Origin of the sequence: Streptomyces sp. GESEQ-4 (genome assembly GCF_017948455.1) — a bacterium.
GTDB lineage: Bacteria > Actinomycetota > Actinomycetes > Streptomycetales > Streptomycetaceae > Streptomyces.
Genome location: NZ_JAFFSU010000033.1, coordinates 54,604 through 77,963, shown reverse-complemented (window position 1 = coordinate 77,963; position 23,360 = coordinate 54,604). Strand labels below are relative to the sequence as shown.

At 68.5% G+C, this 23,360-nt stretch carries 23 protein-coding genes and 2 pseudogenes; 13 read left to right on the top strand and 12 right to left on the bottom strand.

Translation table 11 applies throughout. The annotated features are described in order from the left end of the window. Positions 1 to 137 precede the first annotated feature (137 nt). The gene (locus tag KCH48_RS37780) at positions 138 to 995 is read right to left on the bottom strand and encodes a fumarylacetoacetate hydrolase family protein (protein ID WP_210581878.1); all 858 of its coding nucleotides are present in this window, start codon (positions 993 to 995) and stop codon (positions 138 to 140) included. 196 nt (positions 996 to 1,191) lie between these two features. Here KCH48_RS37780 and KCH48_RS37775 point away from each other — a divergent pair, with 196 nt between their 5' ends. Beyond that, positions 1,192 to 1,983 (top strand): SAM-dependent methyltransferase, encoded by a 792-nt coding sequence (locus KCH48_RS37775; RefSeq protein ID WP_210581876.1) that lies wholly within the window; start codon positions 1,192 to 1,194, stop codon positions 1,981 to 1,983. A 19-nt stretch (positions 1,984 to 2,002) separates the two neighbouring features. On the opposite strand, the gene KCH48_RS37770 is transcribed toward KCH48_RS37775, so the two are convergent. The 3 genes from KCH48_RS37770 to KCH48_RS37760 form a co-directional block, all read right to left on the bottom strand. Further along, positions 2,003 to 2,719, bottom strand: a complete 717-nt coding sequence (locus tag KCH48_RS37770; RefSeq protein WP_210581874.1) for a YidC/Oxa1 family membrane protein insertase — start codon at positions 2,717 to 2,719, stop codon at positions 2,003 to 2,005. Between the two features lie 127 nt (positions 2,720 to 2,846). Next, complete coding sequence (locus tag KCH48_RS37765; protein WP_210581872.1) at positions 2,847 to 3,161, bottom strand: DUF6412 domain-containing protein; 315 nt, start codon at positions 3,159 to 3,161, stop codon at positions 2,847 to 2,849. A 72-nt stretch (positions 3,162 to 3,233) separates the two neighbouring features. Then, positions 3,234 to 3,761: a helix-turn-helix domain-containing protein gene (locus tag KCH48_RS37760; protein ID WP_210581870.1), complete on the bottom strand. Its 528-nt coding sequence runs from the start codon at positions 3,759 to 3,761 to the stop codon at positions 3,234 to 3,236. Between the two features lie 70 nt (positions 3,762 to 3,831). Here KCH48_RS37760 and KCH48_RS37755 point away from each other — a divergent pair, with 70 nt between their 5' ends. Continuing rightward, a complete protein-coding gene (locus KCH48_RS37755) occupies positions 3,832 to 5,229 on the top strand; it encodes an MFS transporter (RefSeq protein WP_210581868.1) in 1,398 nt (465 codons plus the stop codon). Between the two features lie 335 nt (positions 5,230 to 5,564). Here KCH48_RS37755 and KCH48_RS37750 read toward each other — a convergent pair. Continuing rightward, positions 5,565 to 6,197 (bottom strand): annotated as a pseudogene (locus KCH48_RS37750) (trimeric intracellular cation channel family protein); the annotation flags it as partial. A 175-nt stretch (positions 6,198 to 6,372) separates the two neighbouring features. Between KCH48_RS37750 and KCH48_RS37745 the strand changes: the two are divergent. Then, positions 6,373 to 7,227: an alpha/beta fold hydrolase gene (locus KCH48_RS37745; protein WP_210581864.1), complete on the top strand. Its 855-nt coding sequence runs from the start codon at positions 6,373 to 6,375 to the stop codon at positions 7,225 to 7,227. A 30-nt stretch (positions 7,228 to 7,257) separates the two neighbouring features. On the opposite strand, the gene KCH48_RS37740 is transcribed toward KCH48_RS37745, so the two are convergent. Both KCH48_RS37740 and KCH48_RS37735 read right to left on the bottom strand, forming a co-directional pair. Further along, the gene (locus tag KCH48_RS37740; RefSeq protein WP_210581862.1) at positions 7,258 to 7,671 is read right to left on the bottom strand and encodes a cupin domain-containing protein; all 414 of its coding nucleotides are present in this window, start codon (positions 7,669 to 7,671) and stop codon (positions 7,258 to 7,260) included. A gap of 96 nt (positions 7,672 to 7,767) precedes the next feature. After that, positions 7,768 to 8,541, bottom strand: coding sequence for a class E sortase (locus KCH48_RS37735; protein WP_210581896.1), 774 nt, complete (start codon positions 8,539 to 8,541; stop codon positions 7,768 to 7,770). A 230-nt stretch (positions 8,542 to 8,771) separates the two neighbouring features. Between KCH48_RS37735 and KCH48_RS37730 the strand changes: the two genes are divergently transcribed. Beyond that, on the top strand, positions 8,772 to 10,244 hold the full coding sequence (locus KCH48_RS37730) for a beta-1,6-galactanase (protein WP_210581860.1): 1,473 nt from the start codon (positions 8,772 to 8,774) through the stop codon (positions 10,242 to 10,244). A gap of 1,539 nt (positions 10,245 to 11,783) precedes the next feature. Beyond that, positions 11,784 to 12,797: an SEC-C domain-containing protein gene (locus tag KCH48_RS37720; protein WP_210581856.1), complete on the top strand. Its 1,014-nt coding sequence runs from the start codon at positions 11,784 to 11,786 to the stop codon at positions 12,795 to 12,797. 264 nt (positions 12,798 to 13,061) lie between these two features. Here KCH48_RS37720 and KCH48_RS37715 read toward each other — a convergent pair whose 3' ends face one another. Beyond that, a complete protein-coding gene (locus KCH48_RS37715; protein WP_210581854.1) occupies positions 13,062 to 13,400 on the bottom strand; it encodes a hypothetical protein in 339 nt (112 codons plus the stop codon). Positions 13,401 to 13,433: 33 nt separating this feature from the next. Beyond that, positions 13,434 to 13,652: a hypothetical protein gene (locus KCH48_RS37710; RefSeq protein WP_210581852.1), complete on the bottom strand. Its 219-nt coding sequence runs from the start codon at positions 13,650 to 13,652 to the stop codon at positions 13,434 to 13,436. Between the two features lie 301 nt (positions 13,653 to 13,953). On the opposite strand from KCH48_RS37710, the pseudogene KCH48_RS42630 reads away from it, so the two are divergent. From KCH48_RS42630 to KCH48_RS37695, 4 genes and pseudogenes are all read left to right on the top strand, one after another. Then, positions 13,954 to 14,440, top strand: a pseudogene (locus KCH48_RS42630) (hypothetical protein); the annotation flags it as partial. 259 nt (positions 14,441 to 14,699) lie between these two features. After that, a complete protein-coding gene (locus KCH48_RS37705; protein ID WP_210581850.1) occupies positions 14,700 to 15,512 on the top strand; it encodes a DUF6551 family protein in 813 nt (270 codons plus the stop codon). Between the two features lie 278 nt (positions 15,513 to 15,790). Continuing rightward, complete coding sequence (locus KCH48_RS37700) at positions 15,791 to 16,117, top strand: hypothetical protein (protein WP_210581849.1); 327 nt, start codon at positions 15,791 to 15,793, stop codon at positions 16,115 to 16,117. 372 nt (positions 16,118 to 16,489) lie between these two features. Beyond that, entirely contained in the window at positions 16,490 to 17,152 is a 663-nt protein-coding gene (locus tag KCH48_RS37695; RefSeq protein WP_210581847.1) for an HAD family hydrolase, read from the top strand. Here the strand turns inward: KCH48_RS37695 and KCH48_RS37690 are convergent. Then, positions 17,133 to 18,407, bottom strand: a complete 1,275-nt coding sequence (locus KCH48_RS37690; RefSeq protein WP_210581894.1) for a transcriptional regulator — start codon at positions 18,405 to 18,407, stop codon at positions 17,133 to 17,135. The genes KCH48_RS37695 and KCH48_RS37690 overlap by 20 nt on opposite strands. Positions 18,408 to 18,794: 387 nt before the next feature. Between KCH48_RS37690 and KCH48_RS42625 the strand changes: the two genes are divergently transcribed. The 3 genes from KCH48_RS42625 (at position 18,795) to KCH48_RS37675 (ending at position 20,200) form a co-directional block, all read left to right on the top strand. Beyond that, positions 18,795 to 19,088 carry a hypothetical protein gene (locus tag KCH48_RS42625; protein WP_246886489.1) on the top strand — a complete coding sequence of 98 codons (294 nt, stop codon included), beginning with the start codon at positions 18,795 to 18,797 and terminating at the stop codon, positions 19,086 to 19,088. 312 nt (positions 19,089 to 19,400) lie between these two features. Beyond that, positions 19,401 to 19,625 (top strand): DUF397 domain-containing protein, encoded by a 225-nt coding sequence (locus KCH48_RS37680; protein WP_210581843.1) that lies wholly within the window; start codon positions 19,401 to 19,403, stop codon positions 19,623 to 19,625. 107 nt (positions 19,626 to 19,732) lie between these two features. Then, positions 19,733 to 20,200, top strand: a complete 468-nt coding sequence (locus tag KCH48_RS37675) for a hypothetical protein (protein ID WP_210581841.1) — start codon at positions 19,733 to 19,735, stop codon at positions 20,198 to 20,200. A 183-nt stretch (positions 20,201 to 20,383) separates the two neighbouring features. Here the strand turns inward: KCH48_RS37675 and KCH48_RS37670 are convergent, their stop codons facing one another. Together KCH48_RS37670 and KCH48_RS37665 are read right to left on the bottom strand one after the other, a co-directional pair. Further along, complete coding sequence (locus tag KCH48_RS37670; RefSeq protein WP_246886488.1) at positions 20,384 to 21,160, bottom strand: alpha/beta fold hydrolase; 777 nt, start codon at positions 21,158 to 21,160, stop codon at positions 20,384 to 20,386. A gap of 458 nt (positions 21,161 to 21,618) precedes the next feature. Next, positions 21,619 to 22,665 carry an NAD(P)-dependent alcohol dehydrogenase gene (locus tag KCH48_RS37665; RefSeq protein WP_210581837.1) on the bottom strand — a complete coding sequence of 349 codons (1,047 nt, stop codon included), beginning with the start codon at positions 22,663 to 22,665 and terminating at the stop codon, positions 21,619 to 21,621. Between the two features lie 95 nt (positions 22,666 to 22,760). On the opposite strand from KCH48_RS37665, the gene KCH48_RS37660 reads away from it, so the two are divergent. Next, positions 22,761 to 23,348, top strand: a complete 588-nt coding sequence (locus tag KCH48_RS37660) for a TetR family transcriptional regulator (protein WP_210581835.1) — start codon at positions 22,761 to 22,763, stop codon at positions 23,346 to 23,348. Positions 23,349 to 23,360: the final 12 nt, after the last annotated feature.

Below are 23,360 nucleotides of genomic sequence, written 5' to 3'. Positions count from 1 at the left end.
GGGCTGGAGGAGGCCGGGGGGGGGCGGGCCCGCGGGCAGTCCCGTCGCGGGCCGGCCCTGGGGCGGGGGGGGGGGGGGGCGCCCCGCCCCCCCCGCCCCGCCGCCCCCGGCCCCCCCCCCCCCCCCCCCCCCGCCCCTTAGGCGTCCTTGAACTCCTGCCTCTGTCGCCCGAGCCCCTCGATCTCCAGCTCCACAACATCCCCGGAACGCAAATACGGCTTCGGCTCAGGCCGCCCCAGCGCAACCCCCGCCGGCGTCCCCGTATTGATCACGTCCCCGGGATAAAGCGTCATGAACTGACTGACGTACCGCACGACCTCCCCCACGGGAAAGATCTGCTCAGCCGTAGTCCCGTCCTGCTTCAACTCCCCGTTGACCCACAACTTCAGGGACAGCCCCTGCGGATCCGCCACCTCGTCCGCCGTCACCAGCCACGGCCCCAGCGGATTGAACGTCTCGCAGTTCTTCCCCTTGTCCCACGTGCCGCCCCGCTCGATCTGGAACTCCCGCTCGGACACGTCATGCGACACCGCGTACCCGGCGACATGAGCGAGCGCCTCCTCGGCCGAGTCCAGATACCGGGCCGTACGCCCGATGACTACCGCCAGCTCGACCTCCCAGTCGGTCTTCACGGACCGCCGGGGAACCAGCACCGTGTCGTGCGGCCCGACCACCGTGTCCGCGGCCTTGAAGAAGATCACCGGCTCGGGAGGCGGCTCGGCCCCCGTCTCGCGGGCGTGGTCGTGGTAGTTGAGCCCGATGCACACGATCTTGCCGATCCGCCCCACCGGCGGCCCGACCCGCAGCCCGGCCGCGTCCAGCTCGGGCAGATCCCCGGCGCCGACGGCCGCCCGGACCCGGCCGAGCGCGGCGTCATCGGCGAGCAGCGACCCGTCGATGTCCGGGACGAGGCCGGAGAGGTCCCGCAGGATCCCCCGGTCGTCGAGCAGCGCGGGCCGCTCCGATCCCGCCGTACCGACTCGCAGCAGCTTCATGTTCACAATCTCCCTCGATCGCGGGCGCCCGGCCGACGGCGACGGCCGGTGTGCGGCCCGCACGCAGCCATCGGAGGACTGGTCGATCCTCCAAGGTCACCGACCACTCCGCAAGACCCGGTTCACGGAGTGGACCGGAGTGCACCCGCCAGAAATCCAACTACGCTCCTGGGCGCCGAAGTTGATATGTAAAGCTATGGCCATGAGCGCCGAGGAGATCGACACCAGCCGGCCGCATCCCGCGCGGATCTACGACTACCTGCTGGGCGGCAAGGACAACTACGACGTGGACCAGGCCGCCGGTGACGCCCTCGCCGCCAAGGCGCCCGAGGTGCGGATCAGCGTGCAGGCCAACCGCGCGTTCCTGCAGCGTGCCGTCCGGTACGTCGTCGGCACCGGCGTCCGCCAGATCCTCGACATCGGCACCGGACTGCCCACCTCGCCGAACGTGCACGAGATCGCCCACGAGGCGGCGTCCGACGTACGCGTGGCCTACATCGACAACGACCCGATCGTGAAGGCGCACGCCGACGCCCTGCTCAGCCAGTCCGGCGCGACCAGCATCGCGCTCGGCGACCTGCGCGACCCGCAGGCGATCATCGATCACCCCGATGTACGCCAGGTCATCGACTTCGACGAGCCGGTCGCGCTGCTCCTCGTCGCCATTCTCCACTTCATCACCGACGCGGAGAAGCCCGCGCAGATCGTCGCCACCCTGCGCGACGCGCTCCCGGCCGGCAGCTACCTGGTGCTCTCGCACGCCACCGGCGACCTCGCGGACCGCCGCGACGCCCAGGCCGTCTACAACAACGCCACCGCCACCATGAACCTGCGCACCCGCGCCGAGGTCGAGCGGCTCTTCGACGGCTTCGAGCTGATCGAGCCCGGCGTGACCCAGGTCCCGTTCTGGCGCCCGGACACCCCGCCACCGGCCCGCGTCGCCGAGATCGGCTTCTACGGCGGCGTGGCCCGCAAAACCACCGGCTGACCTGCTGACGGACTACTCCTCAGCGGTACAGCGCCGCCCGCTCCACCGCACTCCACGTCGTACTGGTCACCACATACAACGCGGCGGCGAGCGGCACCACCGCCACCGTGATCAGCGTGAAGAAGGACATGAACGGCATGACCTTCCTCATCGCCCCCATCCCGGGGACCTGCTCACCGTCGGCCACCGGCACGGGAGCCTCATTGGCGGCCATCATCCGCTTCGTCCGCCGGTAGTTGAACACGGCGACGGCCGCGACCAGCGCGAACAGCCCGACGTACACCAGACCGGCCGCCCCGAACACCCCGCCGTCCGCGAGGGCGTCCGCCCAGCGATGGCCGAGGGGTGCGGCCAGCAGCTCATGGCTGAGCAGTGCGTTCGCCTCGCCGCCGATCGTCGGGTTGGAGAACAGGTGGTAGAGCAGAAAGAACGCGGGCAACTGGAACAGCCCGGGCATACACCCGGCCAGCGGTGACACCTTCTCCTCGGCATGCAGGTCCAGCACGGCCCGCTGGAGCCGCTCGGGGTTCTTCCCGTGCTTCTTCCGCAGCTCGGCGATCTTCGGCTGCAACTCCGTACGCGCCTTCTGCCCGCGCGCCGCCGCCCGGGACAGCGGATGCACCAGCAGCCGTACGAACGCGGTGAACAGGACGATCGCGGCGGCGGCCGCGGAGGCATGGAAGAACGGTTCGAGCAGCTGCGCCAGCCGCTCGACCAGGTTGGCGAAAACAGACATGGGTGAGCCCTCCGTTGGGTCTCGTCGTGCCGGATCAGTGGGATGGCGGCATGACGACCCGCGCGGGTCACGACTGGAAGGAAACCCGGAAAGAAAAGGAAACCGGGAAAGAAAAGGGGTGCGTGCCCTACGCGGCGGCCGTCGGGAGGGCCCGTCCGGGCGCCCGGGGCCGGGTGCGCCCCCTGGCGTCGGGATCGCGTTGCGGCAGGAACGCCGTACGAAGGTCACGGTCGCGGATGGCCGTACGCACCCGGGTGGGCGGCACGGCGGGTGCGCAGCGCGCGACGAGGAGCGAGCACGCGGCGAACGCGGACCCGGCGGCAGCGGTCGCCGCGAGGGCGACGGTGGCGGAGAGGCTGCCCGTGTCGAGCAGCGCGACCTGGACGAGCAGAAGCAGCAGTACGAGGGCGGGACGCAGGCCGGTCCGACTGCTACGGATCACTGCGGCTCCCCTCTCGCTCACGTGCGCGCACTACTCAACCCGTACGACTGGTCTCGCTACTGGTCCCGTTCGTTATACAGGATCCGTCTCGAGCGGCTGCAGCAGCCTCTTGGGCTTGAGCAGCGCCCGGCTGACCGGATCCGCCGGGTCCGGATCGAGTCCGGGTCCCGGCAACATTTCTACGTCCGGGAGGGGTACGACGGTTCCGCACCCGCGACATTCGCCGTACGGACCGAGTTCGGTACCGCATTCCGCGTGCCGGAAGATGCGCAGCTGGGCGTCTCCGAAGTGCTCCCGGCCCCACAGCCCGAGCGAGCGCAGCGTGGGCCACAGCGCGATGCCGCGGTCGGTCGGGACGTACTCGTCGCGCGGCGGCGACTGCTGGTACCGGCGCTTGACCAGGATCCCCTCGGCGGTGAGCGCCTGGAGGCGGGCGGCCAGGACGGCGCGCGGGATGCCGAGGTGGACGAGGAAGTCGTTGTAGCGCCGTACGCCGTAGAGCGCGTCGCGCACCACGAGCAGGGTCCAGCGCTCGCCGACGATCTCCAGCGCCCGGGCGATCGAGCACTCCTGTGTCACGTAGTCCTTGCCCAATGCCATGGCGTCCACTGTAACCAGTTTTCCGCCTGTTGGTTCATTGACCGAACCTTGGGGTGTTACGGTGCGAGGCATGCCCAGGTTCAGTGAACGAACTCCGACGATCCGGCCCGCCGCCCCGGCCGCTCCCCGTCCCGAGTCCGCGCCCCGCCCCACTGCCACCCTCGCCGTGACCAGCGCCGCCACCGCCGTGGCCCTGATGACGTACACCGCGCCGATGGTCACGCTCCCGGAGACAGCCGCCGCCCTGCACACCCCGCTCTCGGCCCAGGCCTGGCTGCTGAACGGCACCCCGCTCGGCCTCGCCGCCCTGCTGCTGGTCGCCGGCAGCCTCGCCGACGACTACGGCCGCCGCCGGATCTTCCTCGCCGGCACGCTCGCCCTGGGCATCACCACGGCGCTGGGCGCTTTGACGAGTACGACCGTGCTGTTCACGCTGGCCCGCATCGCCCAGGGCGCGGCCAGCGCCGCCCTCCTCGCCAGCAGCCTGGGCCTGCTCGTGCACGCCTTCCCGACCCCACGCGGCAGGCTGCACGCGACCGGCGTGTGGGGCGCGTTCGTGAGCGGCGGCATCGCGCTGGGACCACTGGTGGTCGGGGCGATACCCAACTGGCGGGTGGCATACGGGGTGTTGGGCGTCGCGGCTGTGATCGTGGCCGCGGTCGGCATCCGTACGCTGGCGGAGTCCCGTGCCCCGAGAGGCGGGCGGCCCGACTTCGGCGGGGCGGTGACCTTCGGGCTGGCACTGGTCGCGCTGGTGGCGGCGCTGACGCTGGGGCGGGACGGCTGGCTGCGGGCGCCCGTGGGGTTGCTGCTGGCCGCGTCCGCCGTACTGGTGGGGATCTTCGTGCTGGTTGAGCGGCGCGCGGGGACGCCGATGATCGACCTGGGCCTGCTGCGCCGCCCCCGCTTCCTCGGCTCCTCCGTCGGCGGCCTGTTCACCGGGCTCGCGGTGATCGGTCTGTTCAGCTTCCTGCCGGCGCTGCTCCAGCAGACGCTGGGCCTGTCCGCGATGGACACGGCGTGGCTGTTCCTGCTGTGGTCCGGGCTGTCGTTCGGAGTGGCCCTCCAGGCGAAGCGACTGGCGGGCCGCGTACCGCCGCGCCTCCAACTGGCCCTCGGTTTCCTGCTCCACGCGGGCGGCGCCATGGCGATGCTGGGCGCGCTGGACTCCGGCTCGTGGGCACGGCTGTTGCCCGGCCTGGTGATCGCGGGCGTCGGCAGCGGCCTCCTGAACGCCGCGCTGCCACTGCTCTCGGTGGATTCCGTACCGGCCGAGCGGGCGGCGATGGGATCGGGGGCGCAGCAGACGTTCCGCTACATCGGCTCCTGCGCGGGCGTCGCGCTGACCATCGCGCTGGCGACGTCGTCGGGAAGCCTGGCGCGCGGCGCGGATGTCGCGATGGTCGTGTCGGCGGGGCTCGCGGTGGTCGCGGCGGTGGGGGTGGGGGTGCTTCGGGAGAGGGGCTGAGCGCCGCCCAAGGGGATGAGCCGCCGCCCAAGGGGATCAGCAGCGCTCAAGGGGCTGATCCCCTTGGGCGCTGCTCAGGGGGAGTCGGCGCCGGCCTCCTGGTGATCACCGCGCCGCTCCTTCGGGCGCCCGGGCCCTCTCAGGACGATCCGGGGATCGGGCACCGACCGCTTCCCGCCGAGCGGCAGGCCGTCCCGGCGGATCCTGACGGTCGCGGCTTCGGCGGCGCTCAACCTGACGGTGTCCACCTCCGGGGGAGCCTCCGGAGGAGCCTGCGCCGCTGGTTCTCCGGCCGGCTGGTGCCGCATCCCGGAGAACGGGTTCCGCCAGAAGTGCGAGCGCGGAAGGCGCCAGCGGTAGCGCAGGGCGAGCAGGCGCAGCGAGAAGGCGAACACAGCCGTACCGATGGCCGTACCGACATCGAGCAGCCCGGCGACGTGCAGGGCGGCGGTCGAGCCGGCTCCGACCAGGGCGGGCAGCGCATACAGATCACGGTCCCAGCGCAGCAGCGACGGCACCTCCAGCGCGAGCAGACTGGCCAGCACGCCACCACCCACGGCACTCGCGGCGCCGAGCGTCGCGGCGGCGGGAAGGTTGAAGCCGTGGTCGAGCGCCTTGATCGTGCCGGTGACGCTGAACAGGCCGAGCGCGGCGGCGTCGGACAGGTCGAAGAGCGTGCTGCTCTGGACCTTGCGGTCGTCGTACAGCCGGTGGCCGAAGTAGACGACCGCGGCGGCCACGCAGGGCGTGAAGAAGTAGCCGTAGTCGCTGAAGGCGACCGGTGTCACGCCGAGGACCAGGTCCCGGAAGAGACCGCCGCCCAGCCCCGCGGCCGCGCTGAGGATGACCGTCCCGAAGATGTCGAAGTCCCGGCGCACAGCGATGAAGGCCCCGGACAGGGCGAACGCGAAGATGCCGACGAGGTCCATCACGTACTGGACGGCGCCGCTCAGTTCGTTGATCGGCATCGGAAAGGGGCCTCCGTGACACGGTGAAGGTGCGTAAATCCGTTCCGAGGAAACAGATGCCACGGACGCCGCCCGCGTTCCCACCGAACGCCCTTCTTCACAACTCGCTTACGGTGGAAGGGACTTCGGTTGGCTGCGACCACGAACGAGACCACGAACGAGAGGAACCGCACCGTTGACTGAATGGCAGTTGACCCAGACTTTCCGCAGCAGCTCCGGGGAGGTCCGCTGGGACACCCTCGGACCACCCGGCCAGGACCCGGTCGTCCTCCTCCACGGCACCCCCTTCTCCTCCTACGTCTGGCGTGCCATCGCCCGCGGACTCGCCCGCCGGCACCAGGTGTTCGTATGGGACATGCCCGGTTACGGGGAGTCGGAGAAGTACGCCGGCCAGGACGTCTCCCTGGCCGCCCAGGGCCGGGTCTTCACCGACCTCCTGGCGCACTGGGGCCTGACGGAGCCTACGGCGGACCCCCTGGTGGTAGCCCACGACTTCGGCGGCGCCGTCTCCCTGCGGGCCCACCTGCTGCACGGCGCCCGCTACCGTGCGCTCGCCCTGGTCGACCCGGTCGCACTGGCACCCTGGGGCTCCCCGTCCTTCCGGCTGCTGGGCGAACACGCCGAGATCTTCGAACAGTTGCCGCCCGCGCTACACCGAGCCCTGGTGCGCGAGTACGTCAACTCGGCCAGCAGCCCCGGCCTCCACCCGGCCACCCTCGACCGCCTCGTCCCCCCCTGGCTCGGCAACCCCGGCCAGGCCGCCTTCTACCGCCAGATCGCCCAGGCCGACCAACTCCACACCGACGAGGTCCAGAACCGCTACGCCGAGATCGCCATCCCCACCCTGATCTGCTGGGGCCAGGACGACACCTGGATCCCCCCGGCAAAGGGCCAGGAACTCACCGCCCTCATCCCGGGCGCACGGCTGGAGCCCATCGCGGGTGCGGGCCACCTGGTACAGGAAGACGCCCCCGCGGAACTCACAGCGGCGCTGCTCCCCTATCTCCAGGACCACGCGGAGCCACGGTGATCGCGCAGAGCTTCCTCGAACCTCCGGTGGTCATGACGGCTGGGCAACCCGCAGATGTCGTCGCTCGGCCAGTTCCTCCGCGCCGACCAAGGTCAGAATCGGGGTGCCGGGCGGCGCGAACATGGTCACCACCAGCTGCGACTGTGCGTCCGAGAGGTTGTTGGCGCCCTGGTAGTGGATCACGTCGCCCCCGGGCTCGAACAGCGCGTCACCGGCCTTGAGCACCCGGGGCGGCTGTCCCTCCAGCTCGAAGAGGATCTCGCCCTGGGTCACGTAGCCGAAGAGCGGCCCGGGGTGCCGGTGCGGCGGTGCGCCGGGGTCGCCGGGCGACAGGGTGACCCGGATGGTCCTGGCCTCGGCACCGGCCGGAATCCGGGCCGCCGCCTCCGGCAGGGTGGTGATCACCTCGACGCCCGGGGGCAGGTGTGCGTGCTCAGCGCTCATGCATGTCCTCCAAACAGGGGCTGTCCATACGGAAGACAGATCAGCGCCCCCGTTTGTGACAGCCCCACCCGGACCTGCACTTGGCGACCGAAAACCTCAGTGGCGTGGCCGCATGGACAGCAGCTTCCCCCACACCACCAGCCGGTACTTGGACGTGTACTCGGGAGTGCAGGTGGTGAGGGTGAGGTAGTAGCCGGGGTCGGAATAGCCGTAGCCGGGCCGAACCGTACTGCTCGGCACGGGCCGGATGACACCGGTGTCCCGCGCGGAGGTCTGCGCAAGGGTCCGGTCGACGGCGTACGTGTAGACCGCGTCCTCCGTTTCCACCTGAACCTCGTCGCCCCGGCCGAGCCGGTTGACGTACCGGAAGGGCTCGCCGTGGGTGTTGCGGTGCCCGGCGAGCGCGAAGTTCCCGGCCCGGCCCGGCTGTTGGGTGCCGGAGTAGTGGCCGACGTACCCCTTGTTGAGGACGTTCTGCTTGCTGGTGCCCTCGGCGACGGGGACGCGGAGGTGGAGGCGGGGGATGGTGAGGATGGCGTAGGCCTGGGACCAGTCGGGGCCGGCGGACGTCGCCCGACGTGCCCCGGCGGGCTGCCGCCGGGGCACGTCGGTCTCCTCGGGCGCCGCCGACGACGTACCGGAATCGTCCGGGGCACCACCGCCCTCCGGCACCCCCCACTCCCGCTCCAGCGCCTCCACCTTCCGCTCGGCGTCGACCTTGGCCTGCCGGTTGGTCCACCACAGCTGATGAACGACCAGCAGCAGGAGTACGACGCCCACGGTGACGAGGACCTCGCCGCCCGCCCACACTCCGCGCCGCAGCAGCACACGCCGCCGCCGGCTGCTGTGCTGCACGACGAGAACCCGCATCATCGGTGACCTCCTTCGCCGGGGCCGCCCGCACGATAAGGGGCGGGGCGCGAGGTCTCCAGACGTATGCGCGTCCGGTACCCCGAACACTTTCTCCACGGGTTCGAGAAAGGGCTGTCGGAACTATCGACAACCCCACACGCCACACCCGATGCTTCCTGTCGGCATGCACGGGACAAGCCACGACGCCGGTTCGACGACGACCGGCCGTTGAGCGAAGCGGAGAAGTCATGATCCGACGCAGAACTCTGCTGACGGCGACAGGCGGCGCACTCGTCGGCAGCGCCCTGGCGACCGGCACCGCCCACGCGGACGCCACCATCGCCGTCAACCCCGGCACCAGCTACGGCACTTGGGAGGGCTGGGGCACCTCGCTCGCCTGGTGGGCCAACGTCTTCGGCGCCCGCGACGACTTCGCCGACCTTTTCTTCACCACCAAGTCGGTGACCTACAACGGCACTTCACTCCCCGGCCTGGGCCTCAACATCGCCCGCTACAACCTCGGCGCGTGCAGCTGGAACAGCGTCGGCGGCGAGTCGATGGTCAAGTCGCCCAACATCCCCGCCTTCAAGCAGATCGAGGGCTTCTGGCAGGACTGGAACAACGAGAACCCCACGTCCTCCGCCTGGGACTGGACGGCGGACGCCAACCAGCGCGCGATGCTGGTGAAGGCGACGCAGCGGGGCGCGGTGAGCGAACTGTTCGCCAACTCCCCCATGTGGTGGATGTGCAAGAACCACAACCCGTCGGGAGCAGCGGGCGGCGCCAACAACCTCCAGACCTGGAACTACCGCCAGCACGCCTCACACCTGGCGGCCACAGCCCTGTACGCCCGCAACAACTGGGGCGTGAACTTCGCGACGGTCGACCCCTTCAACGAGCCCGCCTCCACCTGGTGGACCGACACCGGCACCCAGGAGGGCTGCCACATGGACCCGGCGGTCCAGGCGGCCGTACTCCCGCACATGCGCAGCGAACTCGACGCACGCGGCCTGACGGGCATCAGGATCTCCGCCTCCGACGAGACCAACATCGACACGGCCCGCTCGACCTGGTCCTCCTTCAACGCATCGACCAGAGCCTTGGTGAGCCAGGTCAACGTCCACGGCTACCAGGGCTCCGGCGGCCGCCGGGACCTCCTCTACACGGACGTCGTCACGACCTCCCGCAAGAAGCTCTGGAACTCGGAAACGGGCGACAGCGACGGAACCGGCCTCACCATGGCCTCGAACCTCTGCTACGACTTCCGCTGGCTGCACCCGACGGCCTGGTGCTACTGGCAGGTGATGGACCCGAGCACCGGCTGGGCGATGATCGCGTACGACGCGAACACCCTCCAGCCGACCACCATCCAGACGAAGTACTACGTCATGGCCCAGTTCAGCCGCCACATCCGCCCCGGCATGACGATCATCGACACCGGCGTGAGCTACGCGGCAGCGGCATACGACGCGTCCGCGCGCCGCCTCGTGATCGTGGCCGTGAACACGTCATCGTCCGCCCAGACCCTCACCTTCGACCTCTCCCGCTTCTCCACGGTCACGGGCGGCTCCGGCGGCCTGGTCCCCCGCTGGAACACGGCCACCGCAGGCAGCGACCGCTACCGCGCCTACTCGGACACCCGCCTGAGCGGCAAGTCGGTGAGCGTGCCGTTCGCGGGGGGTGCGGTGCAGACGCTGCAGGTGGATGGGGTGAGCTTGTAGCGACGCGGGGGTGGGGCGGGGGTGCGGGTGCGGCTTGTCCCAGGTCACCGGCGTGTTGTCGGCGTTGCGGGAGGACCGCGCCCGGCAATGGAAGATCAAGGGGCTGCAGAGCCGACGCCCGTGCCCCGCTGATCACTGAACGCCGACCCCCTGCCACCGCGTGGCGCCCCACACGACTCGGGCCAACTGGCGGCGCGAGGTACACCGTCCGGTGGCTTATGACTGCCACCACGTTAGTCATATAACCCGTTTTCCTATGAATTCCACTATCCAGCCCTTGGTGCTGACCAGCCGTCACAAGGCCCTGAACCAAGTCGAGGAGAGTGGATCACATGACGACATCGCCACGCTGGCGATCTGTCCTGGCCTCAGCCGCCACAGCCGCCGCACTAGCCGCAGCCACCCTGGCAACCGCGACACCAGCCAACGCCGAAACCGCGACTCCACACCCACCGCATCCGGCGAAGCCCGCGTACCCAGCCAAACCTGTCCACCCGGCCAAGCCGGACCATCCGGTGAAGCCCGACCACCCGGCGAAGCCCGCGTACCCGGCTAAGCCCGCGTACCCGACGAAGCCCGATCACCCGGCGAAACCCGTCCAACCCGCCAAGCCCGCATACCCGGCCAAGCCCGACCACCCCACGAAGCCCGCGTACCCGGCTCATCCCGCGAAGCCGGCCCATCCGGAACACCCCTCAAAACCTGCCTACCCGGCCCATCCCTCCAAGCCGGAGCACCCGACGAAACCGGCGTACCCGGCCCACCCCAGCAAGCCCGACCACCCAGCAAAGCCCGCATACCCAGCTCACCCGGCAAAGCCCGCCTACCCGCAACACCCCACCAAGCCCTCCCACCCCGCGAAGCCTGACTACCCAGACCACCCGGCAAAGCCCGCTTACCCGGAGCAGCCGACCAAGCCCGCCCATCCGGAGCACCCGGCGAAGCCTGCGTACCCGGAACATCCCACCAAGCCCGCTTATCCAGAGCACCCCACCAAGCCGGCCCATCCGGAGCACCCCACGAAGCCCGCGTACCCGGCCCACCCCAGCAAGCCGGAGCACCCCACGAAGCCGGCCTACCCGGAGCACCCCTCCAAGCCGGCATACCCGGCCCACCCGACCAAGCCGGAACACCCGACCAAGCCCGCGTACCCCGAGCACCCCTCCAAGCCGGCATACCCGGCCCACCCGACCAAGCCGTCCCACCCAACGCACCCCACAAAGCCCTCCCACCCCACGAAGCCGGAGCACCCGCACCACTCGAAGTCGGAGCACGGGGAGCAGCACGACTGACCACTCTCGCGACGCCAGTGACAACCAGGCCTGCACCGCCAACCGGCCACGAGCCACCGGCACCGGCACCCAGCCCTCAGCCACCAGCACCAAGCCCCGCCCCCAACCCCCGCAACCGGCCAGAGCGCACCCGCAGCCGATGTCACTGAGTCACTGACCACCCGCAGCGCCGGGCCCGCACCCCTGGGCCCGGCCCTGGCCTGCCCATACCTCACCTTCGTCACCGACCGGCGCTACGGTGTCCCCCATGCGCCCCGACACGCCTGCCGAAAACGTCGACCACGCCGCCGAAGCGGCCCGCCTCGAGCGGACCGCCGGCCTGTACCCCGAGGACGCCGAGGCCCTGCTCCTGCAGGCCGCGGCCCATCTGGAACTGTCCGGCGACCGCCCCGCCGCGACGACGCTCTACGACCGCCTGCTGTCCTCGTCCGCCGGACTGGAAAACCCGCACCTGGTACGAGCACTCAAGGCATCGAACCTCTGGGAGTACGGCCACGAGGCCGAAGCCAGGGCCATCATCGAGGGAGTCCGCACGGCATCCCCCCGCGACCCGGCCCCCTGGGTCATCGTCGCGGAGGCCCTGGAGTCACACGACGAGCTGGAGCAGGCGCAGGAGACATTCACAGAGGGCGTACGGCTCCTCCTCACGGACGTACCGGAGCCCCCGTACGCCACCCACCCCCTCCTCTTCGGCCGCCACCGCGTACGCCGCATGCTGGGCGCGGGCCACGACGAGTGGGACGCCCTCGCGGACACCGTCCACACCTCCCCGGTGTCCCTGGACGAACTCCACGACCCCAAGCGCCTGTGGTCCCTCGGCTCGAACAACCCGGCAGAACTGCGCGCCGAAATCTCAAGATTGCAGGCGGAACTCGGCACCTACCGGGCGGCCCTGTCCCGCCCCTTCCCGGTGGCCGTACTGCACTGGCCGGCGACCGAACTGGCAGAACTGACCGCCGCCTACCCCACCCTTGCCACGGAGTACCCCTCCCACGAGGAGCACCTGGCGACGATAGAGGCCTCCCTCCGAGAACTCGCCTCCTCAGGCACCCCGAACCTGGGAATCGTCACGGGAACGGTCCCGTCGTACGAGGCCTTCGCGGCATCGGAAGGCGCCTCCCCCGCAGACCCCACGCTCCTCCCCCAGTACGCGACCACCCTCGCAGCCCGGGGCCGCGCGGTGGAGTGGCCACCGCAGAGCGGAGTCTGCTGGTGCGGCTCAGGTCAGACGTACGGGGACTGCCACGGGTCGCAGACCTGACACCGCGCGGGCACAAGATTCTTCGGCCGTAGCCTTCCGGCCCAAGTCAGCGCATCCTCGTCTTGGACCTTGGGCAGCCAGTATTCGTGACGCAGACCGGTGACGAGGTCGACGCCCTCGCCCGCCCAGACCGGCAGGGATGCAATCACGGCGTGATCACCCCCCTCGCGGCTGATCCCTCCAGGCGGGCGAAGCCGAGGATGTGGGGGACTGCGTCACGCAGGCTCGCGAAGTGAGGTTCCCCCGTTGTGCAGGAGGTGCTGATCAGCTGAGCTTGAACGACGTGGCGCGGTTGTTCCAGCTGCTGACGGCGGGGCAGTCGCCCTCGCCGGAGCCGTTGAGGTTGGTGCAGGCCCCGATCCAGCCGGACGACGACCCGCTGTGGCCGACGCCCCCGTACAGCTTGATCTCGCATGCCGGGCTGTCGCCGGTGTCCACGGTCACCGAGGAGTAAGTCTTGTTCTCCGAGACATTGTCGGGGTTGTTGACCGGATACCGCACGCCTCGCAGGTCGTCCACCGCGTAGTCGACCTCGTCGTAAGACGGCGAGCAGCGCTCGTCCCCGAGCCAGGCGGTGTAGGGCCCGTCGACGTTGTAGTTCACCCAGTCGTAGATCTCGATGAGGGAGATCTTGTCCTAGGCCTCGATATGGGAGCGCAGCTCAGCCTCAGTCGTGAAGCAGGAGGCCGTCTTGTGGGCTTGCTCGAGGTCAACGGCGCACCACTCTCCTCCGACCTCGGTCGGCGCCGGTACGTCCCCCGCGGAGGCCGCGGTCGAAGTCGAGGCCGAGACGGCGAGTGCAAGGGCCGCAGAGGCGGCCAGGCCCAGCCGAGCGGGCAGGGTCTTCCCGCGCATGGTGTTCCCCTTCCCTGCGTGGGAGCCACGCTGCGTGTCGGGGCCGCAGCGCAGCTCGGGTTGTGTATCGGCACCACGCTAGGAGCCTCCGCGCTGCGGCCCAATGTGCACGTCGCCCAAGATCACACGCGAAGTGTGCAAGGTGCTCAACCCGCACGCCGGCTCACAGCATGGCGGGTTCGGGCGGAGTTCGCCTGGCATTGCATCGCGGACAGCGAGTTGAACCATGCCCGGGCGCATCAGAAGCATCCCTCTCATCGCCGCCGACGAGGGCGATGAGGCCGACGGCGTCGTCATCACCTCCCCGGTGTCCCTGGACGAACTCCACGACCCCAAGCGCCTATGGTCCCTCGGCTCGGACAACCCCGCAGAACTGCGCGCCGAAATCTCAAGATTGCAGGCGGAACTCGGCACCTACCGGGCGGCCCTGTCCCGCCCCTTCCCGGTGGCCGTACTGCACTGGCCGGCGACCGAACTGGCAGAACTGACCGCCGCCTACCCCACCCTTGCCACGGAGTACCCCTCCCACGAGGAGCACCTGGCGACGATAGAGGCCTCCCTCCGAGAACTCGCCTCCTCAGGCACCCCAAACCTGGGAATCGTCACGGGAACGGTCCCGTCGTACGAGGCCTTCGCGGCATCGGAAGGCGCCTCCCCCGCAGACCCCACGCTCCTCCCCCAGTACGCGACCACCCTCGCAGCCCGAGGCCGCGCGGTGGAGTGGCCACCCCCAACAGGGAGCGGCTTGTTGGTGCGGGTCGGGGCGAATTTATGGGGAGCGCCACGGCACCGAGAGCCGCGACGTTGTGCAGGCTGCTGCCAGTCGTCCGCCAGCAGGCGCGTCCGAGCCCCGCACTTCACTCGGAGCGACGCCACTCCACGAGTCCCGCAGCGCCCGCCAGAGCCCAGCTCTACCTCCACGAACTCATGTTCCACAGAGGCGACTTGTGAAACAAGCGATCGTATGATTATCTGCCAAGCGCGCTGTCTCCCAAAATCCCGGCTTCGCCGAACAATCCCCCAACCACAGCGCTGAAGGGCACATCCATGCCTAAGGCTCGGTACACCTTCGAGCTCCCTGAACATTCAGTCGACTACGGGGTCGAGGTTTCGATCAAGGACCTCACCATCGACCCTCAGGCGCAGCGCACTCTCAACGAGAGGCGCGCTCAGAACATCGCGGACAACATGGTTCGCGAGGCCATCGGCTCGGTGATCGTGTCGGAGCGTGCAGACGGTGATCTCTACATCGTCGACGGACAACACCGCTGGCGGGCCTGCGCGCTGGCCGGATTCTCGACCATCATGGCCGAGGTCCATCACGGCCTCACGCAGGCTGAAGAAGCGATTCTGTTCCTGATAAAAAACAGGGAGTCACACAAGCCTCGCCCCATCGACGAGTACCACGTAGGCCTCACCGGAGGGGTTCCGCTATTCGTCGATACGGACAGGATTCTGGAGAAGCATCAACTGACTCTCGGATCGACGTCCACTAATGGCGTGGGCGCAGTCTCCGGTGTGCTTCAGATCGTTGACCGTTACGGAGCCTCCGTCTTCGATCGCACGCTCACGGTCGCGGAGGAGGCCTGGGGCCGTTCAGCAGAGACCTGGGACGGCATGCTCCTTGGCGGCATCGGCATGTTCCTTGGCCGGTGGGGCGACCTTGTCGACGACAATGAGCTCGGCAAGAAGATCATGGCCATGGGCACTGCGGCCAAGTGGCGCTCCGAGATACTCAGCCAGTCGTCTCGCGGTGGTTTCAACAACAGCGGAACGGGGTCCCGAGTGACCACCGCGTACCGACTTGTTGCGGCTGCCTGGAACAAGAGCCGCAAGGCAGAGAATCGCATCGAAGCCTAACTCGACGATTAGCCGGCGCCTTCTCCAAGTGAGTGAAGGCGATCAACAACCGGCTGGACCTGAGCGCACGCTGCTCTGAACTTGCATCCGCTCACACCGTGATCGCCGTGCGGATGAGAACAGCGTTGTGCGCGTCACGGGCATGCCCGGGTTCGCTGCCCTCAGAGCTGCTGCCCTGTCCGTTTCTCGCAGGCGTCAAGTTACCTCGCATCCATGTGCGGGACCTGCTGTGATGCTGCTCTTGTCTCGCCGACCGCAGCGAAAAGGGTCAGCCAACCGTGTTTTTCCAACTTCCCGATGGTGCACCGGAGATCGCCATCATCCCCGCAGCAATTGTCTGTGTTGTGCTCGCCGCGGCCCGGGTAATCAAGAATCTACCCAGGGACACAATCAGCAAGTTTTTTGAGCACCGCACGACCAAGTACCAGATTATCGCCGGTGACTCGAAGGGCCGTGTCGCTGCGATGCAGAAGCAGCGGCTTGTGTTCCTCGGCTTCGCCCTGGCGTGCTGCGTCCTGGTGGTACTCGCCTTCATCAACTCAACAAGCGACGATGCCGGGACTCCGCCACGCAATCCGACACCAACGACCACGAAGGGTTCATAGCCCGTGCGGTAGCCGAAGGGTGAGCCTGGAGGCCCCTTGTTCGCCAGGGGCCTCCAGCTTGATCACGCCTCGTTCCACGGCCCGAGCGGCGCATCACGCACGTCGATGACCCACTACCTGGGCACTTGTAACTTGCAGCTCATCGGGTAGCCGCACGAGGTCAAATTGACAGATCTTTATCTCCGAACCATCCGGTGCAGGCAACTTCGAGATTGCCGTACGTATCTCCGTGATCTCGCACAGCCCGTCGTACCGGTAGTCATCGGGCAACGAGTACCGCGAGTCTCCCCCATAGCCGCGAATGACGCGAAACCGTCTGAGCCATCAAGGGAGCTCACTCCCTGGTGGGGTGTGGCTCGCTACGCTGCCCCCATGATTCGCGCAGTGGTCTTCGACGTCGGTGAGTGTCTCGTGGACGAGACCCGTGAGTACGGGACTTGGGCGGACTGGCTGGGAGTGCCGCGGCACACCTTCCATGCGATGTTCGGGGCCGTCATCGACCAGGGGCGGGACTATCGGGAGACGTTCCAGGAGTTCAGGCCGGGCTTCGATCTCTACGAGGAGCGCGAGAAGCGGGCCGCTGCCGGGCAGCCGGAGACGTTCGGCGAAGAGGATCTGTACGCGGACGTCCGTCCGGCACTCGCCGCGCTTCGGGCCGACGGGCTGTGGCTCGGTATCGCGGGCAACCAGACCGTGCGGGCGGGTCAGATTCTGCGGTCGCTCTTCGCCGGGGATGTCGATCTGATCGGCACCTCGGACGACTGGGGCGCCGGCAAGCCCGATCCCGAGTTCTTCAAGCGGGTCGGTGCGGCGGTGCCTTTCGAGTCAGACGAGATCCTTTACGTCGGTGATCGGTGCGACAACGACATCCGCCCGGCCGACCAGGCCGGCATGCGCACCGCCCTTGTCCATCGAGGACCGTGGGCCACGATTCAGTGGAACAGTCCTGAAGCTGCGGAATTGCCAACGTTCCGCGTCGACAGCTTGCTCGAACTTCCGGACCTCATCCGCGAGTTCAACGGCTCAGCGCTCTGACGGTGGTCGACCAGTCGTAGAGCCGGTCGTCGTAGTCGCGAACGCAACGCTCGTGTTGGTACGGCGTGAGCGCGCGACGGACTTCGCGTACTCGGTCCATGCCGGTCGCATACCAGGTGATCGCCAGTTGATCGAGGGCCTGGCTTGCGTACTTGCAGGCCTGCTCCGGATTTCCGGATGTCGCCTCGACCGCGGCCAGATCGCCGTACACGACCGTGCGCTGTTTCTCCTCGCCGGGCGCCATCGCGTCCAGGGCACCCAGTAGGGTCTCGCGCGCCTGCGGAAGATGGCCCGCGATCATTTGCGTGTTGCCCTTGAACGCCGCGAGTCGGGCCGGTGAGAACCAGTCCATCCACTCCGGCGAAGCGTGCTCGTTGCCGGCTGTGAGGGCGTCCTCGGCGTGGCTGATCAAGTGCAGTGCTGTGCGTGTGTTGCCACACCGCGTTTCGCACTCCGCTTCCACGGCGTCCAGCCAGGCCAGGAACTCCGCCGACGCGGGAGCGCGCCGGGCGTACGTGCGGGCCGCGATCATTCGCTCCAGGGCCGCGTCGCGGTCACCGACCCATCCCGGTACGAATGCCATGTGGGCGATGATCGCCGAGCCGAGCAGGGCGTCGTCGGCTTCGCCTGCGGCTTGCAGGGCGAGAAGCAGGGTGTCGTTGGCCGTGCTCGGCTCGCGGAGGTCGAAGAACTCGATCCGCCCTGCGAGGAGATACGTCTCCCCCAGCGCCGCCGCAAGAGTCCGGCGAGTGGAGTCCGTGGTCTCCGGAAGCAGCGCACAGCCCAGCGTCGCGTGAGCGATGACGGCGGGGTGAAGTTTGGTCGGTGCGACGGACCAGTAGAGCCGACGATGGGAACGGGTCACGGCCTCGAAGTCCGCGCCGGCAGTGGCCGGTTGCGGCGCAGCCACTGCTTGGCCGGGTACCACCGCCAGTCCCAGGGCTGCAGCCCCACCCCCGACCATTGCGCGTCGGATGTGCTCGGGCTTGGGTCCGTCGGATCCCCAGGGAGGCGTGAAGCCGAGCATGTCCATGCTCTGGCCCAGCAGGTGCACGAGAACTCGCTGACAGTCCGGTTGCGGCCATGGAGGACTGTCCGACTCCCAGCGCCGGACCTGCCGTACGCCGACGGACAAGCCGCGAATGCCCAGATGGCTCGCAGCCTTCGTCAGTGCATCAGCCAGATCCTGCTGTGAGTTGAAACCGGCAGCCACACGGGCGGCCTTGAGTCGGACGTTGCCTGTAGGCCGGGGCACGTGACACCTCCTGAGATAGCTGCTCGACGGTCCCATATCGAGTCCGGTATGGAGCATCCTTTCACCTGCAAGGCGTCAACAAGGCCCCATTGAAGTCCCCTTAGAGGCCCTCCAGAGTCCTCGATCGGTAGAGGTCACTCGTGAACCCTATGTGTCGTACCTGACCGCAGCCGATGACAGAGGCAGGCCGTGTATACACAAGAGGCGTTGGACCGAGCCATCGCGGAGTGGCTCGTTCGGGCACACCCGGTACCGGAACAGGCACGGGCAGAGTGGACGAATCAAGGAGTCGCGCTGCTTCCACTCGGCGGACCGTTCGCAGCGGTTCGCCTGGCGTCCGACGTAGTCCATGCAGCCGTCGGCGCGGATGATGTCGATGAAGTGGCCGTGAGACTTGGGGAGTTACTCGGTGGCTCGATCATCTATGACCGCCGGGTCGCAGGCGGGACGTACTACGCCCTGATCCAGGGGCACGCCGGTCTTGTCTGGGCGTACGACGAGATCGCGACCTGTCTCGGTCAGGGCACCTACTTGGGCGTTCCGCGGATCGATCGACAGCAGCCACCTGGCACGTACTGGGTGATACCGCCTCGGTACGAGGGTGACCTGTGCCCGCCACGGGCGATCATCTCCCTGGTCAAGGCAGGGCGGTCGCGACTGGCCCACCAGGTCGACCTCTGATCCCCTGCCGAGTTACGGCTGCGCAATTCCTCGCCTCCGCCTCCGCTTCATCCGAAGCGACTGGACGAGGGCTCCGCTCGGCGGCAAGCAAAGTTCCTCCCCCCTGAACACCGACACGCATTCGGCACTCGGTAGGAGGGCTGGCCCGAAGTTCCGCCAACCGTGAGGTGCCCCCGTGCTCCGCACAACTGCGCCCACGAAAAGCCCCGGCCCAATGCGTCCCGAAGCGGCGCAGGCGCAAACGAACTCCCGCCCCCCAAGGGCGGCGGCGGTCACTCACGACCGCGTCAGCTGAACAGAAGGGTGCAGTAAATGCTGGACGGAACCAACCTGTACGGGCTCGACATCAACGGGGCTTCCTTCGTGAAGGCCTGCGGAGGCCCCTGTACGGAAGGCTGCGTGACCCTGGCGCGGATCGGTGACAACGCCTGGGCGTTGGGGGACAGCAAGCGGCCGGACGCGGCGCCCTTGCGGTTCAGCACGGAGGAATTGACGGCGGCCGGGATCGACCCGGCGCGGTTCGGTCTGTCGGTCTGACCGTCCCCTCTTCGGCCGGCCCCGGCTGACTCTGCCGTCGGATCGGGGCCGGCTGGTCCTTCGGCCTTCGAGGCTCTTCGACCTTCGACACCGAACGGGTACGAGCGGTGCACCATCACGGCTATCTCTGGACCGGCCCGAAGGAGCGCTTCGACGACGAAGCCCTACGACGGCCCCCACACCCTGAGCCACCACCGGCCGGAAGCAGGCCTGAGCTGATCCAGCGGTACCGGGAGGTGGCGGCGGAGTTCCGGACCACGGATCTTCCGCCTCTGGAAACGGCGTACTGGCTCATCAAGCCGCGTGCCCTGGTTCGTGGCACGTGGGATCAGGCCAAGGAAGCGGCGGCCTGGGTCGGGGAGCAACTGGCCGAGTACGCAGCCCGGTTCGCCTCGGAGAGGGACCGCACCATCACCCGCCTGGCACAGCTGGTCGACTCCGCTGTGGAGAGGCTCGATGCGGGGGCTGACGTAACGCTCGGCTTCTATCTCGAACGCCCCTCGTATCTGTCGCTCGCGGTGGTGACGTGCTCCCCGAACCACTCGAAGCCTGAACTGCCTTGTCCTGTCCGGTGATCGCAACTCGCTGCTCAGGCGGATGGGGCCACGGCGCCGGGTGCTGGTTCGGTGATCGAGGTGCACTCATCAGCAACGGCGGCTTCCCGGCGTACTGGCGTTATCACCTGGCCCGCGAACACCACCGAACCCATGAGGACCATGACCAGGACGGATATCGCCTTACAGCCTGAGGACCGTGGTTCAGCAGAGTTCGGAGAGGAAGACCGTGACCGCATCAGCGAACTGCGCTGGAACATCGTGATGCACGACGTGACCGGCGGGCAGCTCGGCAAGGCGGACTCTGTCGGCACAGCGGGCGGCCATGTCTTTGGCGTGATCGGCCGTCAATTCGTCGCTGCGCGTTCCATGGACGAGCAGCGTGGGGCAGGACACCGATATCCAGTCGTCCCAGTGATCACCGTTGAGAGCCTTCTGGGACGCCACGGTGTCAGCGATGTCGAATGAGAACCCCCAGCCCTGGGCTGTCTGCCGGAAGGAACACTCCAGATAGGGCGCCGCCGTGCCCAGAGCCGCGACCAGCGCTTCCCGGGACGGCGCGACGCCGGGAAGGCGTGTGGTGAACGACCAGTCGCAGTCCACGACCGCACCGATGTCCTCGACGATCAACGCGCTGACCTTGTCCGCGTGCCGGGCCGCGAACTGGTAGGCGTTCACTCCGCCCAGTGAGTGGCCCAGCACCGCCACCGGGCCGACTCTCAGATGCCGGTGAAAGGCAGCCACATCGGCCACGTACTCGTCCCGTTCGTAACCCCGCTCGTAACTGGGCGCACGGTCGGACTCTCCATGCCCTCGTTGATCGAGTGCGATCACTCTCCACCATGGGGTGAGTGCCGCAGCCAACGGCGTGAACGCCGAAGCTTCGTTGTAGTGCCCGTGCAGGGCCAGAAGCGGCCTTCCCGGACCCCCGAAGTCCAGATACGACAGCTTCCGCCCACCCGCCATGAAGAACCTACGCATGGTTCGGATAGTAGGAGTCGGTACTGACACTTCGTTGCTGACCAGCAGCCGACGCAACCCACTCGCATCGGGCATGCCGTCACTCAGGACGAGCTACACATAAAGGAGAATGCACGACGCAGGCTTCGGCGCGCTTATCGAGCTGCCACACGACGGCTGTCGGCGAATCCACGCGAGCCCTCAACTCCGCCTCGATCGCGAATCGTCCCCCTCGCCGGGCCGGACCGCGCCGCTCCCGCTCGGTGATCGCCTCCGCGCCCCTTGGCGCACCCACCACCAACGGCGACCTGCCCCCTCGATGCCCTCACGCGCGAGCCTGTGCGCTGATCACTGACCGTGCGGCACATCGCAAGGCAACGGCGCCTCCGGCTGAGGAGAACGGCAAGGCGAGCATGACCCCGTGGCGGCAACGGCTGGCCACCGGTACAGGATCACAGGATCCGTCCAGGGCGAGGTGATCAGCTCAGATCGGACATGTCGAGTACGAAGCGGTATCGGACGTCGCCCCGCCGGAGACGGTCGAGGGCCTCGTTCACTCGGGCTGAGGGGAGCAGCTCGATGTCGGCGGTGATGCCGTGCTTGGCGCAGAAGTCCAGCATGGCGGCGGTCGCGGGCGTGCCGCCGCTGCCTGCGGAGCTGAGCTTCTTGCGTCCTATGAGCAGGTCGGTGGTCTCCACGGTGACGGGTCCCAGGTGTCCGAGGTGGCTGAGCGTGCCGTCCATGGCGACCAGGCGCAGGTAGGGGCCGAGGTCGTGCGGGGCAGCGATGGTGTCGATGACGACGTCAAAACGGTCGCGGGCGTCAGTCATCTGTTCCGGGTCCGTGGAGATGATGAGGCCGTGGGCGCCGAGACGACGAGCGTCGGCGGTCTTGTCCGGGGAGCGGCTGATGACCGAGGTCTCGGCGCCGAGGGCTACGGCGATCTTGACCGCGAGGTGGCCCAGGCCGCCCAGGCCCGCCACCGCGACGCGGGTTCCCGGCCCGACGCCGAGGGCGTGCAGCGGTTCCCAGACAGTGATCCCGGCGCAGAGGAGAGGAGCGGCGGCGGCCGGATCCAGACCGGCGGGCAGCACGTAGGCGAAGCGGTCGCGGACGACGTACTCGCGGGAGTAGGCCCCTAGGGTGGTCGATCCGTCGTGTCGGTCGGTGCCGTCGTAGGTCAGGGTCGGGAAGGCGTGGCAGAAGTTCTCCTGGCCGGCCCGGCACATGGCGCACGCGCCGCACGAATCGACGATGTTGCCCACCGCGACCGGGTCGCCGACGGTGAAGCGGGTGACGGCGGGTCCGGTCTCGGTCACCACGCCCGTGAACTCGTGCCCGGGTACAAGGGGCCGTCGGCCTCCCTCGCCGTCGCGGGCGCTGATGGCATGCAGATCGGTGTGGCAGACGCCGCAGTAGTCCACCCGGACCGCTAGGTCGTCGGGGCGCAGGTCGCGCCGTTCCAGTGGGGTCCGCCGTAGCGTCGTCGACGCATCTTCCAGCTGCCAGCCAACGGTGTTCCTCACGGTGCCTCCTCATAGACAGACTGGTCGGTCTATTTGAGAGTACGGCCGTCTGGGCAGCCAGGCAAACCAACTGTTCTGTTTGGTAGCGTAAGGACATGGCCGATCAGCCCCTGTCCTCGCGCGGAGCCGCGACGTACCAGCGCATCCTCGATGTGGCGACCCAGGAGTTCGCCGAGCACGGGATCGCCGGCGCGCGCATCGAGCGGATCGTGGCCGCCGCACGCACCAACAAGGCGCAGCTCTATGCCTACTTCGGCAGCAAGGAAGGGCTCTTCGACGCCATCTTCTTCGGCTCGCTGGAGCGGATCGTGAATGTCGCCCCGATCGACGCCGCCGACCTCGCGGACTGGGCCGTACGCCTCTACGACGAGTATCTCCGCCGCCCCGACCTCATCCGACTGGCCACGTGGGCACGCCTGGAGCGACGCCCCGCCGGCCATCTGGTCGACGATCCCGACCGCCTCGACGATCACAAACTGCGCGCCATCGCCGAGGCCCAGGAGGCCGGCCTGGTACGTCAGGGAGACCCGTTCGACGTCATGGCCCTGGTTATCGCCATGTCCATGGCTTGGTCACCGGTCAGCAATGTCTACGCGGCGACCGCACAGGAGCCCTCCGAACTGCACGAGCGGCGTCGCGCCCTGCTCCGCGAGAGTGTTCACCGCGCTATGACGGCCGCGTGATCGCACCGTCCA

Bases quoted from the DNA above. Each gene is read 5' to 3' on its own strand.
- KCH48_RS37780 (WP_210581878.1), bottom strand. From the start codon at position 995: ATGAAGCTGCTGCGAGTCGGTACGGCGGGATCGGAGCGGCCCGCGCTG.
- KCH48_RS37775 (WP_210581876.1), top strand. From the start codon at position 1,192: ATGGCCATGAGCGCCGAGGAGATCGACACCAGCCGGCCGCATCCCGCG.
- KCH48_RS37770 (WP_210581874.1), bottom strand. From the start codon at position 2,719: ATGTCTGTTTTCGCCAACCTGGTCGAGCGGCTGGCGCAGCTGCTCGAA.
- KCH48_RS37760 (WP_210581870.1), bottom strand. From the start codon at position 3,761: ATGGCATTGGGCAAGGACTACGTGACACAGGAGTGCTCGATCGCCCGG.
- KCH48_RS37755 (WP_210581868.1), top strand. From the start codon at position 3,832: ATGCCCAGGTTCAGTGAACGAACTCCGACGATCCGGCCCGCCGCCCCG.
- KCH48_RS37740 (WP_210581862.1), bottom strand. From the start codon at position 7,671: ATGAGCGCTGAGCACGCACACCTGCCCCCGGGCGTCGAGGTGATCACC.
- KCH48_RS37735 (WP_210581896.1), bottom strand. From the start codon at position 8,541: ATGCGGGTTCTCGTCGTGCAGCACAGCAGCCGGCGGCGGCGTGTGCTG.
- KCH48_RS37730 (WP_210581860.1), top strand. From the start codon at position 8,772: ATGATCCGACGCAGAACTCTGCTGACGGCGACAGGCGGCGCACTCGTC.
- KCH48_RS37720 (WP_210581856.1), top strand. From the start codon at position 11,784: ATGCGCCCCGACACGCCTGCCGAAAACGTCGACCACGCCGCCGAAGCG.
- KCH48_RS37710 (WP_210581852.1), bottom strand. From the start codon at position 13,652: ATGCGCGGGAAGACCCTGCCCGCTCGGCTGGGCCTGGCCGCCTCTGCG.
- KCH48_RS37705 (WP_210581850.1), top strand. From the start codon at position 14,700: ATGCCTAAGGCTCGGTACACCTTCGAGCTCCCTGAACATTCAGTCGAC.
- KCH48_RS37695 (WP_210581847.1), top strand. From the start codon at position 16,490: ATGATTCGCGCAGTGGTCTTCGACGTCGGTGAGTGTCTCGTGGACGAG.
- KCH48_RS37680 (WP_210581843.1), top strand. From the start codon at position 19,401: ATGCTGGACGGAACCAACCTGTACGGGCTCGACATCAACGGGGCTTCC.
- KCH48_RS37670 (WP_246886488.1), bottom strand. From the start codon at position 21,160: ATGCGTAGGTTCTTCATGGCGGGTGGGCGGAAGCTGTCGTATCTGGAC.
- KCH48_RS37660 (WP_210581835.1), top strand. From the start codon at position 22,761: ATGGCCGATCAGCCCCTGTCCTCGCGCGGAGCCGCGACGTACCAGCGC.